The 19,627-nt window shown below is 69.6% G+C and carries 12 protein-coding genes; 3 read left to right on the forward strand and 9 right to left on the reverse strand.

Annotation, left to right across the window (positions count from 1 at the left end; all coding sequences use genetic code 11):
* Positions 1-49: 49 nt before the first annotated feature.
* Genes VH569_RS19285 through VH569_RS19295 form a run of 3 tightly spaced genes read right to left on the reverse strand, consistent with a single transcriptional unit; the run spans position 50 to position 3,161 of the window.
* A complete protein-coding gene (locus VH569_RS19285; protein WP_109050428.1) occupies positions 50-754 on the reverse strand; it encodes an ABC transporter ATP-binding protein in 705 nt (234 codons plus the stop codon).
* A gap of 48 nt (positions 755-802) precedes the next feature.
* Positions 803-1,540 carry a sulfite exporter TauE/SafE family protein gene (locus tag VH569_RS19290; protein WP_423317079.1) on the reverse strand — a complete coding sequence of 246 codons (738 nt, stop codon included), beginning with the start codon at positions 1,538-1,540 and terminating at the stop codon, positions 803-805.
* Between the two features lie 4 nt (positions 1,541-1,544).
* Positions 1,545-3,161: an acyl-CoA synthetase gene (locus tag VH569_RS19295; protein WP_423317080.1), complete on the reverse strand. Its 1,617-nt coding sequence runs from the start codon at positions 3,159-3,161 to the stop codon at positions 1,545-1,547.
* A 180-nt stretch (positions 3,162-3,341) separates the two neighbouring features.
* Here VH569_RS19295 and VH569_RS19300 point away from each other — a divergent pair, with 180 nt between their 5' ends.
* Positions 3,342-3,851 carry an RT0821/Lpp0805 family surface protein gene (locus VH569_RS19300; protein WP_109050431.1) on the forward strand — a complete coding sequence of 170 codons (510 nt, stop codon included), beginning with the start codon at positions 3,342-3,344 and terminating at the stop codon, positions 3,849-3,851.
* Here VH569_RS19300 and pseG read toward each other — a convergent pair.
* The 6 genes from pseG to VH569_RS19330 all read right to left on the reverse strand — a co-directional run bounded on the left by pseG (position 3,844) and on the right by VH569_RS19330 (position 16,042).
* Positions 3,844-4,953: a UDP-2,4-diacetamido-2,4,6-trideoxy-beta-L-altropyranose hydrolase gene (pseG, locus tag VH569_RS19305; protein WP_423317082.1), complete on the reverse strand. Its 1,110-nt coding sequence runs from the start codon at positions 4,951-4,953 to the stop codon at positions 3,844-3,846. The two genes, VH569_RS19300 and pseG, sit on opposite strands and share 8 nt — an antisense overlap.
* Positions 4,954-5,111: 158 nt before the next feature.
* Positions 5,112-5,837 (reverse strand): sugar phosphate nucleotidyltransferase, encoded by a 726-nt coding sequence (locus VH569_RS19310; protein ID WP_174470791.1) that lies wholly within the window; start codon positions 5,835-5,837, stop codon positions 5,112-5,114.
* 172 nt (positions 5,838-6,009) lie between these two features.
* On the reverse strand, positions 6,010-10,029 hold the full coding sequence (locus VH569_RS19315; RefSeq protein ID WP_423317084.1) for a tetratricopeptide repeat protein: 4,020 nt from the start codon (positions 10,027-10,029) through the stop codon (positions 6,010-6,012).
* Positions 10,026-12,059, reverse strand: coding sequence for a tetratricopeptide repeat protein (locus VH569_RS19320; RefSeq protein ID WP_423317086.1), 2,034 nt, complete (start codon positions 12,057-12,059; stop codon positions 10,026-10,028). Before VH569_RS19320 ends, VH569_RS19315 begins: the two co-directional genes overlap by 4 nt.
* A 100-nt stretch (positions 12,060-12,159) precedes the next feature.
* Complete coding sequence (locus tag VH569_RS19325; RefSeq protein WP_423317087.1) at positions 12,160-14,472, reverse strand: NADP-dependent malic enzyme; 2,313 nt, start codon at positions 14,470-14,472, stop codon at positions 12,160-12,162.
* A gap of 238 nt (positions 14,473-14,710) precedes the next feature.
* Positions 14,711-16,042 carry a dicarboxylate/amino acid:cation symporter gene (locus VH569_RS19330; RefSeq protein ID WP_423317089.1) on the reverse strand — a complete coding sequence of 444 codons (1,332 nt, stop codon included), beginning with the start codon at positions 16,040-16,042 and terminating at the stop codon, positions 14,711-14,713.
* A 331-nt stretch (positions 16,043-16,373) separates the two neighbouring features.
* On the opposite strand from VH569_RS19330, the gene VH569_RS19335 reads away from it, so the two are divergent.
* Both VH569_RS19335 and VH569_RS19340 read left to right on the forward strand, forming a co-directional pair.
* A complete protein-coding gene (locus VH569_RS19335) occupies positions 16,374-18,167 on the forward strand; it encodes an ATP-binding protein (RefSeq protein WP_423317091.1) in 1,794 nt (597 codons plus the stop codon).
* Entirely contained in the window at positions 18,164-19,534 is a 1,371-nt protein-coding gene (locus VH569_RS19340) for a sigma-54-dependent transcriptional regulator (protein WP_423317093.1), read from the forward strand. Before VH569_RS19335 ends, VH569_RS19340 begins: the two co-directional genes overlap by 4 nt.
* Positions 19,535-19,627: the final 93 nt, after the last annotated feature.

The raw sequence follows: 19,627 nt of genomic DNA on the forward strand, positions 1-19,627 counted from the left end.
CAACGATAGGAGGATAAGGGAGGTATCGCCGGCTGGAGGGCGGGTGGCGTCACAGCCCCAGATAGGCCTGCTTCACCGCCGGGTCGGCCAGCAGCGCCTCGCCCGTTCCGGACAGAACGACGCGGCCATTCTCCAGCACGTAAGCGGACTGGGCGATGCGCAGGGAGGCCGCGACATTCTGTTCGACCAGAATGATCGTCATGCCCTCGGCGGCCAGCGAGCGGATGATGCGGAACAGTTCCTGCACCAGGGCGGGCGACAGGCCGAGCGAGGGCTCGTCGAACATGATCAGCTCCGGCTTGCCCATCAGGCAACGGCCGATGGCCAGCATCTGCTGTTCGCCGCCGGACAGGGTGCCGGCCGCCTGGTCCAGCCTTTCGCGCAGGCGCGGGAACAGGTCCAGCACGCGGTCGTAGGTCTGGCGCGCGCCGGCCCGGGCGCGCGGGATGACGGCGCCCATCTCCAGATTCTCGCGCACGCTCAGCGTCGGGAAGATCTGCCGCCCCTCCGCCACCTGACCGACGCCGAGGTCGCAGACGACATGGCTGGGCAGGCCGGCGATCTCGCGGTCCTTGAAGCGGATGCTGCCGCGTGCCGGCTTCAGGATTCCGGCGATGGCCCGGATCAGCGAGGTCTTGCCCGCCCCGTTGGCGCCGACGATGGCGGTGGTCTGCCCTGCCGGCACCTGCAGCGTCACGCCGTCGAGTGCCTGGGCGTCACCATAGTACAGGTCGAGATCGGATACGGTCAGCATGGCGGCAGGGGTCCGGACAGGCGCGAAGTTGCGCCCTCTATAGCGCGATCATTTCAGGAAGAATACCGCGCTCATCACCAGCCCGATGGCGATGATGCCGGCGCGCAGCACGGGTTTCGGAATCCGGCGGCCGAGACGGGCGCCGACATAGCCGCCGGCGACCGCCGCGACCGTCATCAGCAGCGCCTTCGGCCATTCGACCGCTCCGCCGGCGGCGTAGGCCACCACGGCGATGGCGGTCAGCACCGCCGAGAACAGGTTCTTCAGCCCGTTCATGGCGTTCAGGTCGGTCATGCCGAACAGGCTCAACTGCGCCAGCAGGAGAATGCCGAGCCCGCCGTTGAAATAGCCGCCATAGACCGAGACGACGAACAGCGTGCCCAGCATCGCCCCGTTGCCGTGCAGTCCCAGGCTGCGCAGGCGCTGCGCCAGCATGGTGCCGAAGGCGAACAGACCGGTTGCCAGCAGCAGCAGCCACGGCACGATGCCGCGGAACACCGAATCCGGTGTCACCAGCAGCAGCCCGGCCCCGGCCAGACCGCCGACCAGACTGACCGCCGACAGCAGCGGCAGGCTGAGCGTGCCGACCGGCGTCAGGTCCTGGCGATAGCCGTAGACCCCGCTGGCATAGCCGGGCAGCAGGGCGACTGTGCCGGTGGCGTTGGCGGCGACCGGCGGCACCCCGGCATAGATCAGGGCCGGCAGGGTCAGGAAACTGCCCCCGCCGGCAACGGCATTCATCGCCCCGGCGAAAAATGCCGCAGCCAATAAAATCAATTCAATCATGATATTACGAGCGGTTCCTCAACTCCCGGCGAATGATCTTGCCGGTGGTGGTCATGGGAAGGCTGTCCATGAATTCGATGGCGCGCGGATATTCGTGGGCCGCCAGCCGGGTCTTCACATGCTCCTGGATGGAGGCGACCAGCGCATCGTCCGGCGTCACGCCCTCCTGCAGGACGATGAAGGCCTTGACGATCTCCGTGCGCAGCGGATCGGGCACGCCGACCACCGCCGCCATGCGGACGGCAGGGTGGCCGATCAGGCAATCCTCGATCTCGCCGGGGCCGATGCGGTAGCCGGCCGAGGTGATGACGTCGTCGTCGCGCCCGACGAAGCGGATGTAGCCGTCCTCGTCCAACTCGCCCTGGTCGCCGGTGACCAGCCAATCTCCGATGAATTTCGCCGCGGTGGCGTCGGGGTTGTTCCAATAGCCGAGGAACATCACCGGATCCGGCCGGTGCACCGCGATCAGGCCGAGCTGCCCCGGCGCCAGCCGGTCGCCCTCGCCGTCGATCACCGCCACGTCATGGCCGGGGACCGGGCGGCCCATGATGCCGGGCTTCGGCGCCATCAGCGTGGCGGCCGAGGAGACGATCATGTTGCACTCGGTCTGGCCGTAGAACTCGTTGATGGTCACGCCGAAGGTCTCGCGCCCCCAGTCGAGCAGCCCGGCGCCCAAGGTCTCGCCGCCGCTGGCGACCGATCTCATGTCGATGGCGTGGCGGGCCCGCGGGTTCTTCACCGCCCGCATCATCTTCAGCGCGGTCGGCGGCAGGAAGGCGTTGCGCACCTTGAATTCGGCCAGCAGGGCGAAGGCGGCCTCGGCGTCGAACTTCTCGAAGCGGTGGGACACCACCGTCACGCCATGGTGCCAGGCCGGCAGCAGCACGTCGAGCAGCCCGCCGATCCACGCCCAGTCGGCCGGCGTCCAGATGCGGTCGTCCGGCTGCGGGAACAGGTCGTGCGACATCTCCACGCCCGGCAGATGGCCCAGCAGCACCCGGTGCGCATGCAGCGCGCCCTTGGGCTGGCCGGTGGTGCCGGAGGTGTAGATGATCAGCGCCGGGTCGTCCGGGCCGGTGTCGGCCGGGGTGAAGCTGTCGGAGGCCGCATCGCACAGCCCGTGCCAGTCGAGGCAGCCCGGCCCGGATCCGTCGATGCGGAAGACGGCGCGCAGGTCCGGCAGGCGGTCGCGGATCTGGGCGATCTTGGCGGCGCCCACGGCATCGGTGACCACGGCGCGGGCGCCGCAATTGGCCAGCCGGTACTCCAGAGCCTCCACCCCGAACAGCGAGAACAGCGGAACGGCGATGCCGCCCAGCTTGTAGACGGCGACGTGGCTGATGGCGGTTTCCGGCGCCTGGGGCAGCAGGATGCCGACCCGGTCGCCGCGCGCCACGCCCTGCGCCGCCAATGCGTTGGCGAAGCGGTTGGACAGGGCGCGGATGTCGGAGAAGCGGTATTCCTCGACCCCACCGTCGCGCCGCTTGTTGATCAGGGCGATGCGGTCCGGCTCGGCCTCCGCCCAGCGGTCGCAGACGTCGACGCCGATGTTGTAGCGGTCGGGCACGCGCCAGGCGAAGGCGCGGGATACCCCGTCCCAGCTGTCCGCGTTGGGCAGCATGTTCGTTCCCTCCCAAGGGCTTGTCGTCGATTCCTTTGTGGAACCGTTGGGTCGATCATAGGAGCAACCGAGGCACCGCGTCACGCATCGGGAATAAGATGCGGGTCAGCCATGTTGATGGCGTCAGGAACGGACGGTTTCGTGCCGATCCCAACAGGACCCAACAGGACGAGAGCCACCATGAAAGCCAGCCCCTTCCTCGCCGCCGCGCTGTCCGCCAGCCTGCTCGCGGCCCCGCTTGCCGGCTGCGCCCAGCCCGGCTACGGCGATTCCTATGGCGGCGTCAGCGCCAACAAGCAGACGGCCGGCACCGTGCTGGGCGGCGTGGTCGGCGGTCTGGCAGGCTCGCGCTTCGGCGGCGGCAGCGGCAAGCTGGTGGCGGTGGGCGTCGGCACGCTGCTGGGTGCGGCGCTGGGCAATGCGGCCGGCGCCTCGCTCGACCGTGCCGACCAGAATTATGCCCAGCAGGCCGCGGTCAACGCCTACAGCGCGCCGACCGGCAGCACCGTGCGCTGGAACAACCCGGAGACCGGCAATTACGGCACCTATACCCCGGTGCGTGAGGGGACCGGGCCGCAGGGCCAGCTCTGCCGTGAATACCAGACGACCATCGTCGTCCAGGGCCGCACCCAGCAGGGCTTCGGCACCGCCTGTCAGCAGGCGGATGGCACCTGGCGGGTGGTCAGCTGACGTATCCGCGGTAAACCCTCAGGCGAGCGCCGTCCGACGCCGGGCGGCGCTCGCCTGACTTCGGGGCCGGGCCGGTGAGGGCGCAGGCGATGCGCACCGCTCCCTCGCCATCCAGCGGCAGTGAAGCAGCTGCATCCTGCATCCGCTGCCGTTGTCCCGCATCGGTCCAGAGAGCGAGCGCTCGCTCGGCGATGATCCCAGCCGCCTCGGCCGGGGGGCGTCCACGGGCGTCCACGGCACTGCTCCAGCCGAACTCCGCGGCATCGTTGCTCGCCATCGCCTGATTGTCGGCGGTGACCACCAGCAGGGTCGGCACCGCCAGGGCAGCCAACTCGCCCATGGTGCCGCCGCCGGCCGACACCGCCAGCCCGCTTTCCGCCATCAGCGCGCCCATGCGCGGGCAGTCGATCTCCACGGCAAGCCCATCGCCAGCAAGCCCTGCCAGCTCCGCGGCGCGGGGATTGCTGCCGCCGACGACGGCGACGATCCGGCAGCCGTCGGGCCGCCGCTTCGCCAACGCCTCCAGGACCGGGCCGGTCAATCCCAGCGGGTCGGAACCGCCGAAGGTCACCAGCAGCACCGGCCGGTCGGCGATGCCGAGCCGTTGCGCCTGCGCCGCCAGCCGCACCTCCCGCCGCAGCGGGGCATAGCCGGGGCCGAGCAGCAGGACGGCGCCGGGCGCCATCGCGTCATAGGGGAGGCCGGCGGCCTGCGGTGCCGCATTGACGACGAGATCGGCGTGCAGCGGCGTGCCGTCGCCCAGATCGTCCCAGGCCAGCACCCGTGCGCCCGCCGCCTGAAGCCCGGCGCGGTAGGCCTCGCCGAAGCGGTAGCCGTCGAGCATCACCGCGCTGCCATGTTCCCGCCGCAGCAGCGAGCGGGTGGCGGCCAGATCCGCTGCCTCCCCCACCGGACCGGCGATGGAGACATGGCGGAATCCGTCGGAAGACAGGCGGCGGTCGATGGCGGGCGTGGATTCCACGGCGGCGAACAGCGCCTCGTGCCCCTGGTCGCGCAGCGCCTCCGCCACGGCGAGACAGCGCATGACATGGCCGGTGCCGATGATCGGCGAGGCGTCGGCACGGATGAGGATGACGGCCATGGCGCGGGTCCGTAAGAGACGGCGTGGCTGTCCTACCACGGCACGCGGGATCGGGGTGCCCAGCATCTTGGCGCGGCACTTTGCGCCTGTCCAGCGACAGACCGGGGGCGTGCGGGGGTAAATTGCGGCCCTCGGGACGGCGCGTCGGGAGTCCCCGCTCAGGACTCCCGGCCGGCAATGACGCTGGCGGCGGTGGCGAGGCTTTCCGGCGTGCCGATGTCGAGGAAGCGGGCCTTGGCGACATGGGCGTTCAGCGTGCCGGCCGGCAGCTTTTCCAGCACGTCGCGTTCCAGCGACACCGCACCCGACGCGACGAAGCGGTCGAGGAAGGCGGCGGAGAACAGATAGACCCCGGCATTGATGGTGCCCGCCCCCGGCGCCTTGTCCAGGAAGCGGCGGACGCGGCTGTCGGGACCGATCTCCACCCGCACGAAGCGGGACGCGTCCTCCACCGTCACGCAGAGCACCGACGCCTCCGCTCCCGACAGCCGGTGCGAGGCGATGAAGGCCCGCAGGTCGGCGTCGAGGAAGGTGTCGCCGTTCACCACCAGGATGGTGCTGCTGCGCAACTCCTTGCGGACATAGCCGAGCGCGCCTGCGGTGCCGAGCGGGCGCGGTTCGATCTGGCAGACCACGTCGATGGTGCCGGCCGAATCCCCGCGGGCGAGCCACGCCGTCACCCGGTCGGCCAGATGGCCCAGGCACAGCACCACGCGGCGCGACCCGTAGGTGGACAGATAATCGAGCAGGTGACCGAGGAAGGCGCGGCCCGCAATCGGGGCCAGGACCTTCGGCGTGTCACCCAAAACGCCTCGGATGCGCGTGCCGAGCCCGCCGGCGAGCACCGCGACGTCTATGTTGGCAAGAGCGTCCTCAGACCGCACCGACCGTCCTTTCGCTGAAGTCCCGCTGTCGTCATTCGGCTTGCCGGAGCAGCTTACGACGGAGCGGGCGCCGGGTCATCCACCCTGCGCGGGACCCGGCGGCCATAGTCGATAATGGGCGCGCTCGGGAATCGCAATGCGGAATTGCGCCGAATCATCCACTCTCCGATGGTCACCCCGACCGGGACCGGTCGTCAGCCAGTCGGCGAAGGCGCTGCGCGACTGCCGCAAGAGCGGCGTCATGGTCGCCGGACCGGCCGATCAGCGACATCGTCGGGAACCAGGGCCGCACCGCCGTTCCCAGGGCCGACCAGTCCCCGGCACCGGCGATCCGCCAGACCGGCACGCCGAGCGCCGCGGCCAGTTCCCCCACCGCGGTCGGCGCGGATATGACCAGATCCAGGCCGGACATGAGCGCTGCCACCCCGTCCAGATCGTTGCGCTGGTCCAGATCGGGCCAGTGATGCAGGACGGTGCCGAAGCGGTGCAGGGCCTCCTCCCGCTCGGCATCGTGACCGTCATATTGCAGGCTGACGAAGGTGATGCCGGGGATGCCGAAGACCGGTGACCATTGTGTGATCCGGCTGTAGGCACCGGCCCGGTCCGCCGTCATCCGGCTGCTGCGCCAGCAGATGCCGACCCGCAGGCAAGGGCCGAGCGTCGACAGCCTCTCGCGCCAGCCTGCCGCCAGCCCGGGGTCGGCGGCGAGCAGCGGGCTGGTTGCGCGGAATCGCCGCAAATCCGGCCGCAGCCGTGCCGCGACGCTGCCCAGCGGCGCGTGGCAATCGGCACCCCGCGGATCCGCGCTGGGCGCCCTGACCTCTGCCGCCGGCAGGGCGCGGGCGAAGAGCCTGGCGAGGCGCGGGTCGCATTCGACGATGACCGTCCCGGCCTGACCGAGCAGATCGGGCAGCGCGGTACCGAACAGGATCTCGTCGCCCAGCCCCTGCTCTCCCCACACCAGGATGCGGCGGCCGGCCAGCGGCTCCCCCTGCCATTCGGGGATGTCGAGGCGGCGGGACACGGCGTCGCCGGTGGCGAAGCGGTGGGCGTAGTCGGCCCAGCCGCCGTCGAGATCGCCGTCGGCCAGCCGCAGCAGGGCCCGGTTCATCCGCGCCTCGGCCCGGCCGGGGGCCAGCCTCAGCGTGCGGTCGGCCAACAGGGCGGCGAGCCGGCGTTCCCCCCGCATCAGCAGAGTGTGGCCGTGGTTGACCAGCACATCCGGCAGGTCGGGAGCGAGCGCCATCGCGTGGCGGTGGGCGTACAGCGCGTCGTCCCAGCGCCCGAGACCGGCCAACGCCATGCCCAGGTTCGACCAGCCCTTGGGCGACGCCGGGACAAGGCGCAGCGACCGGCGGGACTGGCGGGCAGCCTCGGCGAAGCGCCCCAGTCCTTTCGCAGCCGCGCCGGCCGTGGTCAGCACCCCGGCAAGGGCCGGCGCCAGGGCCGCCGCACGGGTGCAGGCATTTGCCGCCTCGGCGAAGCGGCGGGCGGCGAGCAGCGCTGCGGCGAGGTTGCCCCAGCCTTCCGCCTGCATCGGGCGCAGCCGGGTGGTGCGGCGGTGCAGCGTGGCGGCCTCGGGCGCGGCGGCATCGGCCTGGAGCGCCACGCCGAGATTGCCCAGCGCTTCGGCAAAGGCCGGGTTCAAAGTCACCGCAAGCCGGTGCCAGTGGATGGCGGCCTTGATCCGGCCGAGCCGAAGCAGGGTCAGGCCGCCGTTGGTCCAGGCGGCCGGCTGGGTCGGAGCCATGGCGACGGCCTGCCGGTGCAGCGTTTCGGCCTTCGCAAACCGGCCTTGCCGGTGCAGAGCGACCGCCTGTGCCGCCAGCCTCTCGCCATCCGGGATAATCCCCCTCTCCAAGCCCTCTGCCTGGGGGGGAGAGGGCATCCGTTGGGGGAAGAGGGAGCGCAGCGCACGCGCCATGTCGGCCATCGTCGCCGATAGCGGCTCGCCGGGGCGGGGCTGGAACAGCCGCATCGACGGATACCAGGGGCGCACGCCGGCTCCCAGCTGCGTCCAGTCGCGGGTGCCAAAGCGCCAGACCGGGGTGCCCAGCGCTCCGGCCAGTTCGCCGACCGACATGGCGGGCGAGATGACGAGGTCCAGACCGGCGATCAGGGCGGCGACACCGTCGAAATCGTCTTTGCGGTCGAGATCGTCCCAGCGGTGCAGGCGGATGCCGAAGCGCTTCTCGGCCTGCCGGACCTCCTCCTCCACCTCGCCGTATTGCAGCATTACCCAGTGGATGCCGGGCAGTGCGAACAGCGGCGCCCAAGCGTCCAGCGGGAGATAGGCGGCGCTGCGTTCGGAGGTCATCATCTGGCTGCGCCAGCCGATGCCGATGCGCAGCCCCGGACCGAGGACCGCCAGCCGCTCGCGCCACCGCTCCACCAGCCCGGCATCGGGGACCAGCCAGGATGGCCGCGCCGGAAAATCGGCCAGCCGGCGGCGGAGGACGCGGGGCAAGGACCCCATCGGCACGTGGCGGTCATAGTCCGGGATCGCCATCGCCTCCCGCCCCTGCCCGTCCATCGCCTCCGCCCGCACCCTCAGGGTGGGGAAGGACCGGGCGAACAGCGGCACCAGACGGCGGTCGATCTCCAGAATGGTGGAGACGGCCCGTCCGGCCAGTTCCGGGCAAAGGGCGGAGAACAGGATGGTGTCTCCCACCCCCTGCTCCCCCCAGATCATCAGGCGTCGGCCGGTCAGATCCTCGCCACGCCAGGCCGGGGCACGGGGCTGGCGCCCCTGTCCGACCTGACCCGATCCGAAACGCCAGGCATAGCCGGGCCAGCCGCGGTCGAGATCGCCGGCCTCCAGCCGCAGCAGGCCCTTGTTGAAGTGGCACAGCGACAGGTCCGGCCGGAGGGTCAGCGCCCGGTCGTAGCAGCGCTCCGCTTCCCCGCTGTCGCCCAGCCGCTGGCGGGCCAGCCCGAGATTGCTCCAGGCCTCGCCATAGGCAGGGTCGAGCGCCAGGGCGCTGCGGTAGCAGTCGGCGGCGCCGGCATAGTCGTGCCGGCCCTGGCGCAGATGACCCAGATTGTTGCGGGACGGCGACTCCAGCGGGGCAAGACGGATGGCGCGGCGCTGCGACCGTTCGGCTTCGGTGAAACGCTCGGCGCTGCGCAGGGCGTTGCCAAGGTTCGTGTGGGTCTCCGCCAATGCAGGGGCGAGCGCCACAGCCACGTGCCACGCCCTCCAGGCGTCGGCGGTGCGGCCGGCGGCGTGGCGGGCATTGCCCAGATTGTTCCAGGCGCCGGCGAAATCGGGCCGATGGTGGACCGCCTGCCGGTGCAGGGCCTCCGCCTCGGCTGGGCGGCCCTGGGCGATGCGGACGCTGCCGAGATTGTCCAGCGCGTCGGCATGGTCGGGCTGAATGGCGGTGGCCGCGTCGAAGCAGGTCGCGGCATCGTCCAGCTGACCAAGAGCTTTAAGGCAAAGCCCCAAGCCATTGAGACAGAATGGATCGCGTGGCTCGAGCCGCAAGGCATCGGCGTAGCGCTCCGCCGAGTCCTCCATCCGCCCGGCGGCGTGGAGGGCGGCCGCCAGAGCGGACAGGGCCGAGGCGTCGCCGGCCCCTCCGCCCAATGCCGAGGCCATCCGCAAGGCCTCGACAGCCTCGTCCAGCCGGCCGAGCTGGCGCAGGCTGACGGCCCGGTTGGTCCAGGGACGGGGATCGCCCGGCAGCAGATCCGCCGCACGGGTGTGGGACGCCAACGCGTCGTCCGCTCTCCCGAGCCCTTGCAGGGCAGCGCCGAGATTGAGGTGCGCGTCGGCCAGATCGGGCGACAGCCGGGCCGCCTCCGCATACTGGTCCGCCGCCTCGGCCAAGCGGCCTTGCGCAGCCAGCACAAGGCCGAGATTGAAATGGGCGCCGACATGGCCGGGATCGCGCTCCAGCGCCCGGCGCTGCGCCGCCTCGGCTTCTGCGAGCCTGTCCAGACGTTGCAGAACGATCCCGAGATTGGCGTGATAGTCCGCCACTCCGGGAGCCAGATCGACGGCTTTGGCAATCAACTCAACGGCTTGAAGGTTATTGTTCCGTTGGTGGTTGAGAACGCCGAGCAGATGCAGGGCGTCGGCATGGAGCGGCTCGGCTTGCAGCACCCGTCGATACAGAGGCTCCGCAGCGTCCAGTGCTCCATCCTGATGATGGCGCAACGCCTCGGCAAACCAGTCGGCAGTGTTCACAGATCACCTGCGGAATGCCTGGTAAGCAACTGAACTGCCTTTCGTATAGCGTCTTTGATGTTATCACCGGCATCGGGCTGGATGCAGCGCATTGAGGGAAACCATGGGCGAACCGCGGTGCCGAGCTGGGTCCAGTCGCGGCGGCCCAGACGCCAAACCGGGGTGCCGAGCGCCGCTGCCATCTCCCCGGCGGACGAGGCCACCGTGACCACAAGGTCGAGGTTCGCCATCAAGGCAGCAGTGCCCTCCAGATCGGCGATTTGGTCGAGGTCGGGCCAGCGGTGGACGCACACCCCCAGGCGCTGCTCGATGGCCGCGATCTCCGCTTCCCGCCCGTCATATTGCAGGCTGACGGCATGCAGGCCGGGCAGGCGTAGCAGGGGCGCCCAATCTTCCAACTCGGTGTAGGACTGGCGACGTTCGGTGGTGAGGCGCTGGCTGGTCCAGGCGATGCCGATTTTCAGGCCCGGCCCGAGTGCCTCAAGACGCGACCGCCACGCCGCGACCCGCATCGGGTCGGGCTTCAGCCAGCCGACAGGCGGCGGAGTCAGGGGAGCGGTCGGCCAGAGCAGGCGTGGCAAGGAGCCGAAGCCCAGATGGCAGTCGGCATCGGCCGGTCTTCGCGTCGGCCCCCGCACGGTGGTGCCGGGGAAGGAGCGCTGGAACAGCGGGACCAGCCGCGGCTCGCATTCGACGATGGTGCCGGGAAAGCGGGCCAGGGCCTCCGGCAGCAGCGCGCCGAACATCAGTTCGTCGCCCAGCCCCTGTTCAGCCCACAGCAGCAGGCGGCGTCCCGCGAGGTCGCCACCGTCCCATTCCGGGATGTTGAGAGGGTGCTTCGGTTTCAGGCGGCCGGACTCGAAGCGGACGGCGTAGTCTTCCCATCCTTCCGCCAGCCGGCCCTGCCGCAACTGCAGGAGGGATCGGTTGAAGCGGGCAAGCGCCTGCGCCGGATCGGCATCGAGGGCAAGGGTGAACTCCCGCTCGGCAGCGGCTTCGTCGCCGAGATCCTGAAGGGCGAGCGCCAGATTGGTGTGGGCGGCGGCATAGCCCGGCCGCAGATCCAGCGCCCGGCGTTGCAGGTCGGCGGACTCCACGATCCGTCCTTGCAGGCGACGGACGGTGCCGAGATTGGTCATCGCCTCCGCCATCGTCGGGGCGAGCCGCAGGGCGCGGGTGAAGGCATCGCCGGCCGGGGCGATCCGGTCGGCAACCTGAAGGGCAAGCCCATGGGCGTTCCAACCCTCGGCATCCGCCGGTTCCAGCATCAGATGGCGGCGGTGGGCCGGCAGCGCGTCGGCACCGCGGCGTTGCAGCGATCCGGCCAGAGCGAGTGCGGCCGGCGCGTGATCCGGCCGGCGGGCCAGCACGGCACGCAACGCCGTTTCCCCTTCCTCGCTCCGCCCCAGGTCGAGCAGGGCGAGGCCGAGGGCGGCGTGCGCCTCCAGCAGGGACGGGTTGGCCGCCACTGCATGGCGCAGCAGCGGTTCAGCCTCCGCCGAGCGGCCGAGGCTGCGCAGCACGGTGCCGAGGTTGCCCTCCGCCTCCGCATAATCGGGGCGGGCGCGCAGGGCGGCGCGGTAGGCGTCGGCGGCTTCCTCCGCCTTGCCCTGGGCGTTCAGCGCGTTGCCCAGCGTGTTGGCGGCTTCCGGGAAGGGGCGGCGCAGGCGCAGGGCGTTGCGGGCGGCGCGTTCCGCCTCGGCGGAGCGGCCGAGCGCCTGGAGGGCGTAGGCGAGGTTGGCGTGGTAATCGGGAACGTCGCGTCTGGCCGCCACCGCCTGCCCGATCAGGTCGGCGGCATCGGTGAAGCGGCCGGTCTGGCAGGCGATCATGCCCAGCAGATGCAGGGCGTCCGGCTGGCGCGGCTGGGCGGCGAGCGCTTGGCGGTAGAGCGCATCTGCCTCGGCCAACCGGCCGGACTGGTGCAGCGGCACGGCCTGTCCGACCAGCGCCGCGGCGCTGGCCGCAGCGGTGTTGCCGGAATTGCGCTGCCCGGAATTGCGCTGCCCAGAATTGCGCTGGTTGTTCATGCCCCGTGCCGTTCCTGTTGGCTACGGGTAAGGGATAGCACGATTCCGTTGCGGTGGAATGGGGGCGCGGCAACGACCGCGCCCCCTGCCCTCCCTTGATTTACGCGCCCGCTCCGACCGGCGGGGTCGGAGCGGCGTTGACCGGGTCGGCGAGCTGGGCATCGACCACGGCGACGGCGGTCATGTTGACCAGACCGCGGGTGGTGACCGACGGGGTGACGATGTGGACCGGCCGCTGGACGCCCAGCAGGATCGGGCCGACATTCTGCGCCTCACCCAGGATCTTCATCATGTTGAAGGCGATGTTGGCGGCGTCCAGGGTCGGCATGACCAGCAGGTTCGCCTCTCCCTTCAGGCGGCTGTCGGGCAGCACTTCCTTGCGGATGGCCGGAGCCAGGGCGGCGTCGGCATGCATCTCGCCGTCGATCTCGACATCCGGCATCTGCTCGGATGCCAGTTCCACCGCCGCGCGCATCTTGCGGGCGGACGGGGTGTCGGCGCTGCCGAAGTTGGAGTGCGACAGCAGGGCCACCTTCGGCTCGATGCCGAAGCGCTTCACCTCGTCTGCCGCCAGCCGGGCGATCTCGGCCACCTGCTCGGCGGTCGGGTCGGGGTTGACGTAGGTGTCGGTGATGAAATGGACGCCCTTCTGCGAGATCAGCGCGTTCATCGTCGCGGCGACCTTCACGCCGTCGCGCAGGCCGATCAGGCCGCAGATGTGCGCCCAATGCTCGTTGAAGCGGCCGGTGGTGCCGCAGACCAGCGCGTCGGCCTCGCCGCGGCGGACCATCAGGGCGCCGAAGACGGTCGGCTGGGTGCGGACCACGTTGGCGGCATGGCTGGGCGAGACGCCGCGGCGGCCCATCAGCTTGCGGTAATGTTCGGTGAAGTTGTGATAGCGCGGGTCGCGGATGATCTCGATGACCTCCACGTCCTGGCCGATCTTCAGGCGCAGGCCCATCTCGCCGATCACCCGCTCGATCACCTCGCGGCGGCCGATCAGCACCGGGTGCGCGATACCGTCGTCGACCACCACCTGGGCGCAGCGGATCACGCGCGGGTCCTCGCCCTCGGCATAGACGACGCGCTTGGGAGCGGTCTTGGCCTTGGTGATGACCGGCTTCATGAACAGGCCGGAGCGGATGACGTACTGGTTCAGCTGGTCCTGATAGGCGCGGAAATCGGCGATCGGCCGGGTGGCGACGCCCGAATCCATGGCCGCCTTGGCAACGGCCGAGGAGACCTCGACGATCAGCCGCGGGTCGAAGGGCTTGGGCAGGATGTAATCCGGGCCGAAGCGCAGCGATTCACCGACATAGGCCGCGGCCACCACGTCCGACGGCTCGGCGCGGGCGAGGTTGGCCATGGCGTGGGTCGCCGCGATCTTCATCTCCTCGTTCACCGTGGTGGCGCCGACGTCCAGCGCACCGCGGAAGATGAAGGGGAAGCACAGGACGTTGTTGACCTGATTGGGGAAATCGGAGCGGCCGGTGGCGATGATGGCGTCCGGACGGGCCTCGCGGGCCAGATCCGGCATGATCTCCGGCTCCGGGTTGGCGAGCGCCAGGATCAGCGGCTTGTCGGCCATGCGGGCCAGCAGATCCGGCTTCAGCACCTTCGCGCCCGACAGGCCGAGGAAGATGTCGGCACCGTCGATGACGTCGGACAGCGTGCGCGCCTCGGTGTCGTGCGCGTAGGCGTCCTTGTACTCGTTCATCTCCTCGTTGCGGCCCTTGTGGACCACGCCGATGCGGTCGACCAGCCAGACATTCTCGCGGCGGACCCCCAGCGACAGCATCAGGTCCAGGCAGGCGATGCCGGCGGCCCCGCCGCCGGTGGAGACGACCTTGACCTTCGAGATGTCCTTGCCGACCAGCGCCAGCCCGTTCAGCACGGCCGCACCCACCACGATGGCGGTGCCGTGCTGGTCGTCGTGGAACACCGGGATCTTCATGCGCTCGCGGCAGCGGCGCTCGATCTCGAAGCAGGCCGGGGCGGCGATGTCTTCCAGGTTGATGGCGCCGAAGGTCGGCTCCAGCCGGACGATGGTGTCGACCAGACCATCGACGTCCAGCTCGTTCAGCTCGATGTCGAAGCAGTCGATGCCGGCGAACTTCTTGAAGAGGACGGCCTTGCCTTCCATCACCGGCTTGGCGGCCATCGGCCCGATGTTGCCCAGCCCCAGCACGGCGGTGCCGTTGGTGACGACGGCGACCAGATTGGCGCGCGCCGTCAGCTCCGCCGCCTTCGACGGATCCTCGGCAATGGCGGTGCAGGCGTAGGCCACGCCCGGCGAATAGGCCAGTGCAAGATCGCGCTGGTTGGCCATGGGCTTGGTCGCGACGACTGCCAGCTTACCGGGCCGCGGGTTGCGGTGATACTCGAGCGCCATCGCCTCAAAATCGCCGGACATCGGGTCTCTTCCTCCGGTTAACGAAATTTCAGTTAATTCTTTGGGTTCACTTCACCTGGATGGCGGTTATAGCCCATTCGGACTGATGCGCCAACCACCCGGAATACAGAAGGGGACGATTCGAACCAAATCGAAGCGTCCCCCTGATCTTACAGGAACCTTTGCCGGGCCGGATGGATCATCTTTGGAATTTCCAAAACCGGCCCGCGCATGCTTACCGCGCGTCTTGTGCAGGTGCTCACAGACGGGCCAGAGCCGGCTCCTTGAAGTGCTGCTGGTATTCGGCGACCGCCTTGCTCTCGTCGAACTCGCCTTCCATCTTGGCGACGACGACGGTGGCGACACCGTTGCCGATCAGGTTGGTCAGCGCACGGGCTTCCGACATGAAGCGGTCGACGCCCAGCAGCAGCGCCAGACCTTCGATCGGCAGGACGCCGGTGGCCGACAGGGTGGCGGCCAGGGTCACGAAGCCGCCGCCGGTGACCGCCGCCGCACCCTTGGAGGTCAGCATCAGGATGACCAGGATGTAGAGCTGCTGCCAGATCGTCAGGTCGACGTTGAAGGCCTGGGCGATGAAGATCGCGGCCATCGACAGGTAGATCGAGGTGCCGTCCAGGTTGAAGGAGTAGCCGGTCGGGATGACGAGGCCGACGACATGCTTGGAGCAGCCGAACTTCTGCATCTTCTCCATCATCCGCGGCAGCACGGATTCGGAGGACGAGGTGCCGAGAACGATCAGCAGTTCCTGGCGGATGTAGCGGATGAAGTTCCAGATGCTGAAGCCGTAGGCCTTGGCGATGCTGCCCAGCACGACGAAGATGAAGATCGCCATGGTGAGGTAGACCGACGCCATCAGCTGGCCGAGAGCGGTCAGCGACGAGATGCCGTACTTGCCGATGGTGAAGGACATCGCGCCGAAGGCACCGACCGGGGCGACGCGCATCAGGATGCCGATCACGCCGAACAGCGCATGGCTGATCTTGTCGAAGATGTCCTCGACGACCTTGCCCTTCTGGCCCATGGCGGACAGCGCGACACCGAACACCACCGCGAAGAACAGGATCTGCAGCATGTCGCCCTGGACGAAGGCGCCGACGACGTTGTCCGGCACGATGCCGACGACGAAGTCCATGAAGCCGTGTTCCTTGGCGGAAGTCGCGTATTTCTGCACCGCGTCGGCCTTCAGCTGGCCGGGGACGATGTTCATGCCGGCGCCGGGGCGGACGAGGTTGACGACGATCAGGCCGATGCCGAGGGCGAAGGTGGTCACCACCTCGAAATACAGCAGGGCCTTGCCGCCGACCTTGCCGACCTTCTTCAGGTTGCCGATGGAGGAGATGCCGGTCACCACCGTCAGGAAGACGATCGGGCCGATGACCATCTTGACCATCTTGATGAACAGGTCGCCCAGCGGCTTCATCTCCACCGCGATGGACGGGTAGAAGTGCCCCAGCAGGATGCCGATGCTGATGGCGGTCAGAACCTGGAAGGTCAGGTTGGTGTAGAAGGGCTTCTTCACCGTGCCCTGGTTCATTGCACCCCGGTGGCTGGCGGTCGCGTCTGCGCTCATGCTGCTCTCTCCTCGTGGCGTTCCTCAGAACGGCGTTCCTGGCGGGGTGCCCGTTCTTTCGTCCGGCATTCGGCGCCGGCTGGGCGGGCGGCCCCCAACTGATTGCCTATGAAAGCAAGCGGTGGGCCAATTGCTGAATCCAGCAACATCAAGCATTTGGCGAAATGGCGAGGGCGAGAATCCGCACGACACAGGGTCCGGCGATGTGCGAAAATCCACACACTTCACAGCGCTGCGGCATCATTGTTGCGGCGCAGCATGACCAGGGGCGGCGTTGCTTATCCATCCGGGCGAACAGGCGACAGATTCAACCACCCCTCCCGCCCCGGCTGTGACGCTCTCGCCGGCGGCGCAGCTGGTGGCACGGGCGCTGGAACGGCCGCGCCGGCTGCTGCTGGCCGCTCTGCTGCTGGGCGTGCCGGTGGCGGCCGGGCTTGCGGCGGGCTGGGCGTCGTCGCTGGCGCAGGAGGATCTGCGGGAGAGCGCCCGGGCGCAGCTGGCGCTCTACAACGCCAACCTGCGGGCGGAGCTGGAACGGCATGCCGCCGTACCGCTCGCCCTGGCGCAGGATGCGGAGGTGCGCGCCCTGCTGGCCAACCCGACGCCGGATGCCGTCGACCGGCTGAACCGCAAGCTGCAGGACATCGCCCGCGCGCTGGATGCGCTGGCGCTTTACGTGATGGACACCAAGGGAACGACGGTGGCGGCCAGCAACTGGAACAGTCCGGCCAGCTTCGTGGGCGAGAATTTCTCCTACCGGCCCTATTTCCGCATGGCGATGGACCAGGGCGAAGGGCACCATTTCGCGCTGGGCACAACCTCCCTGGTGCCGGGCTTCTACACCGCGAACCGGGTGGTGGCGGAAAACCGCACAGTGGGGGCGGTGGTGCTGAAGCTGGGCTTCGACCGGCTGGAAGCGGCCTGGACGCCGGGCCAGGAGAGGCTGCTGGTGACCGACCGCGACGGGGTGGTGTTCATCACCAACGTGCCGTCCTGGCGCTATCACGCCCTGCCCCGCCGCCTGCCGATCAGCCTGCCGATCATCCCCGAAGGCACCAGCGAAGGGCTGGACGTGCTGCCCTGGGCCTTCGGCGGCGCGTCCGACCGCATCGCCCTGGAGGAGAAGGACGGGCAGAAGCGCTATCTGCTGACCTCCGTCGCCATGCCCGGCGGCGACTGGACCCTGCACAGCCTGACCAGCCTGGATCCGGTGACCGCTCATGCCTGGGTCGCCGGGCTTCTTGCCGCGGCGGCGGTGGCGATGGCGGCGCTCGCCGCTTATGCCGTGGCGCTGCGCCGGGTGGCCCTGGTGGAGCGGATCGCCCTGCAGGAGGAGTCGCGGGCAGAGCTGGAGCGCCGGGTCGCCGCCGCCACCGCCGACTTGCGCGCGGCGGAGAACGAGCTGACCCAGGCGGCCAAGCTGGCGGCGCTGGGCCAGATGTCGGCCGGCATCGCCCATGAGATCAACCAGCCACTGGCGGCCATGCGCAGCTTCGCCGACAACGCGGTGGTGCTGCTGGAGCGCGGGCGGCTGGACTCGGTGCGCGACAATCTGGCGGAGATCGCCGAGCTGACCGACCGCATGGCCGCCATCACCCGCCAGCTGAAGGGCTTCGCCCGCCGCGCCTCCGGCACGCTGGGGCCGGTGTCGGTGCAGGGCGCGGTGACCCAGGCGCTGGCCCTGCTGGAGGCCAAGCTGCGGCGCGAGGACATCACCGTCGAGGCCGATCTGCCCGACCAGCCGGTCCGGGTGGTGGCGGAGGATGTGCGGCTCCAGCAGGTGCTGGTCAATCTGATCGGCAACGCCGCCGACGCCATGCGCGGCTGTCCGGTGCGCCGCCTGCGCATCGGGCTGGTCGCGGCTGAGGGCGAAGCCCTGCTGAGCGTCGCCGACACCGGCAGCGGCGTCGCCGAGGCCGACCTGCCCCGCCTGTTCGTCCCCTTCTTCACCACCAAGGAAGCCGGCGAGGGGCTGGGGCTCGGCCTGTCGATCAGCCATGGCATCGTCGAGGATTTCGGCGGCAGCCTGACCGCCGCCAACCGCAACGGGAAGCCCGGCCATGGCGCCGTCTTCACCCTGCGTCTCACCACCACGGAGCCGTCCGCCAAGGAGCAGAATCAATGAGCCGGTCCATTCCCGAGGTCGCCGGCCCAGAGGCCGCCGGCAGCGTGATCTTCGTCGATGACGAGCGCGCGGTGCGGTTGGCCGGGCAGCAGGCGCTGGAACTGGCGGGATTCGAGGTGACGGCCTGCGACGGGGCGGAGCGGGCCTTGCGCCATATCGGCCGCAACTGGCCGGGCTGCCTCGTCACCGACGTGCGCATGCCGCAGATGGATGGGCTGGCCCTGCTGGCGCGGGTACAGGAGATCGATCCCGACCTGCCGGTCATCCTGATCACCGGCCATGGCGACGTGCCGATGGCGGTGGAGGCGATGCGCAACGGCGCCTACGATTTCCTGGAGAAGCCCTTCCCGTCCGACCGGCTGACCGAGGTGGCGCGACGCGCGGTGGAGAAGCGCCGGCTGGTGATGGAGAACCGCCGGCTGCGGGCGCAGATCGCCGGGGGTGTCGATCCGGCGGAGAGCATCGTCGGCCGCACGCCGGGTATCGAGCGGCTGCGCACCACCATCGCCGCGGTCGCCGACACCGATGCCGACGTTCTGGTGTTCGGCGAGACCGGCACCGGCAAGGAAATGGTCGCCCGCGCGCTGCACGCCGCCAGCGGCCGCCGCAAGAACCCCTTCGTCGCGCTGAACTGCGGCGCCATGCCGGAGTCGATCTTCGAAAGCGAGCTGTTCGGCCATGAGGCCGGCGCCTTCACCGGTGCCGCCAAGCGCCGGGTCGGCCGGATCGAGCATGCCGGCGGCGGCACCCTGTTCCTGGACGAGATCGAGAGCATGCCGCTGGCCTTGCAGGTCAAGCTGCTGCGGGTGATCCAGGAGCGGGTGGTCGAACCGCTGGGATCGAACGAGCAGGTGCCCGTCGACCTGCGGGTGGTCGCCGCCACCAAGTCCGACCTGCGGCAGGCGGCGGATGCCGGGAAGTTCCGGGCCGACCTCTATTACCGTCTGAATGTGGTGGTGCTGACCATTCCACCGCTGCGCGAGCGGCGCGACGACATCCCGCTGCTGTTCCAGCATTTTGTCGCCCAGGCCGCGGCCCGCTACAACCGCGAGCCGCGGGTGCCCAGCCGTGACCAGATGCAGCGCCTGATGGGGCAGGACTGGCCGGGCAATGTCCGCGAGCTGCGCAACGCGGCCGACCGCTTCGTTCTGGGGCTGGAGGATGTGGTGCCGGCGCCGGTCACGGCACCCTCCGCCCTGTCGCTGGCCGAGCAGGTCGATCTGTACGAGAAGGGGTTGATCCAGGCCGAGCTTGCCCGCCACCGCGGCAGCGTGAAGGCCGCCATCGAGGCGCTGAACATTCCGCGCAAGACCTTCTACGACAAGCTCAAGCGCTATGGGCTGAGTCGCGACGACTTCCTCGACTGAGGGCATGCGACATTTTACACCCCGTTCGGCGAACGGAATGGTCATTGTCCCCGAAGGGTTATTGCGGCACCCTACCAGGGGTTGATCGGCGGC

This window comes from Azospirillum sp. 11R-A (genome assembly GCF_049472615.1).
GTDB classification, from domain to species: Bacteria; Pseudomonadota; Alphaproteobacteria; order Azospirillales; family Azospirillaceae; genus Azospirillum; species Azospirillum palustre.

Excerpts from the sequence above, each read along its gene's own strand:
- VH569_RS19320 (WP_423317086.1), bottom strand. The coding sequence starts at position 12,059 with ATGAACAACCAGCGCAATTCTGGGCAGCGCAATTCCGGGCAGCGCAAT.
- VH569_RS19285 (WP_109050428.1), bottom strand. The coding sequence starts at position 754 with ATGCTGACCGTATCCGATCTCGACCTGTACTATGGTGACGCCCAGGCA.
- VH569_RS19330 (WP_423317089.1), bottom strand. The coding sequence starts at position 16,042 with ATGAGCGCAGACGCGACCGCCAGCCACCGGGGTGCAATGAACCAGGGC.
- VH569_RS19290 (WP_423317079.1), bottom strand. The coding sequence starts at position 1,540 with ATGATTGAATTGATTTTATTGGCTGCGGCATTTTTCGCCGGGGCGATG.
- VH569_RS19325 (WP_423317087.1), bottom strand. The coding sequence starts at position 14,472 with ATGTCCGGCGATTTTGAGGCGATGGCGCTCGAGTATCACCGCAACCCG.
- pseG (WP_423317082.1), bottom strand. The coding sequence starts at position 4,953 with ATGGCCGTCATCCTCATCCGTGCCGACGCCTCGCCGATCATCGGCACC.
- VH569_RS19295 (WP_423317080.1), bottom strand. The coding sequence starts at position 3,161 with ATGCTGCCCAACGCGGACAGCTGGGACGGGGTATCCCGCGCCTTCGCC.
- VH569_RS19340 (WP_423317093.1), top strand. The coding sequence starts at position 18,164 with ATGAGCCGGTCCATTCCCGAGGTCGCCGGCCCAGAGGCCGCCGGCAGC.
- VH569_RS19300 (WP_109050431.1), top strand. The coding sequence starts at position 3,342 with ATGAAAGCCAGCCCCTTCCTCGCCGCCGCGCTGTCCGCCAGCCTGCTC.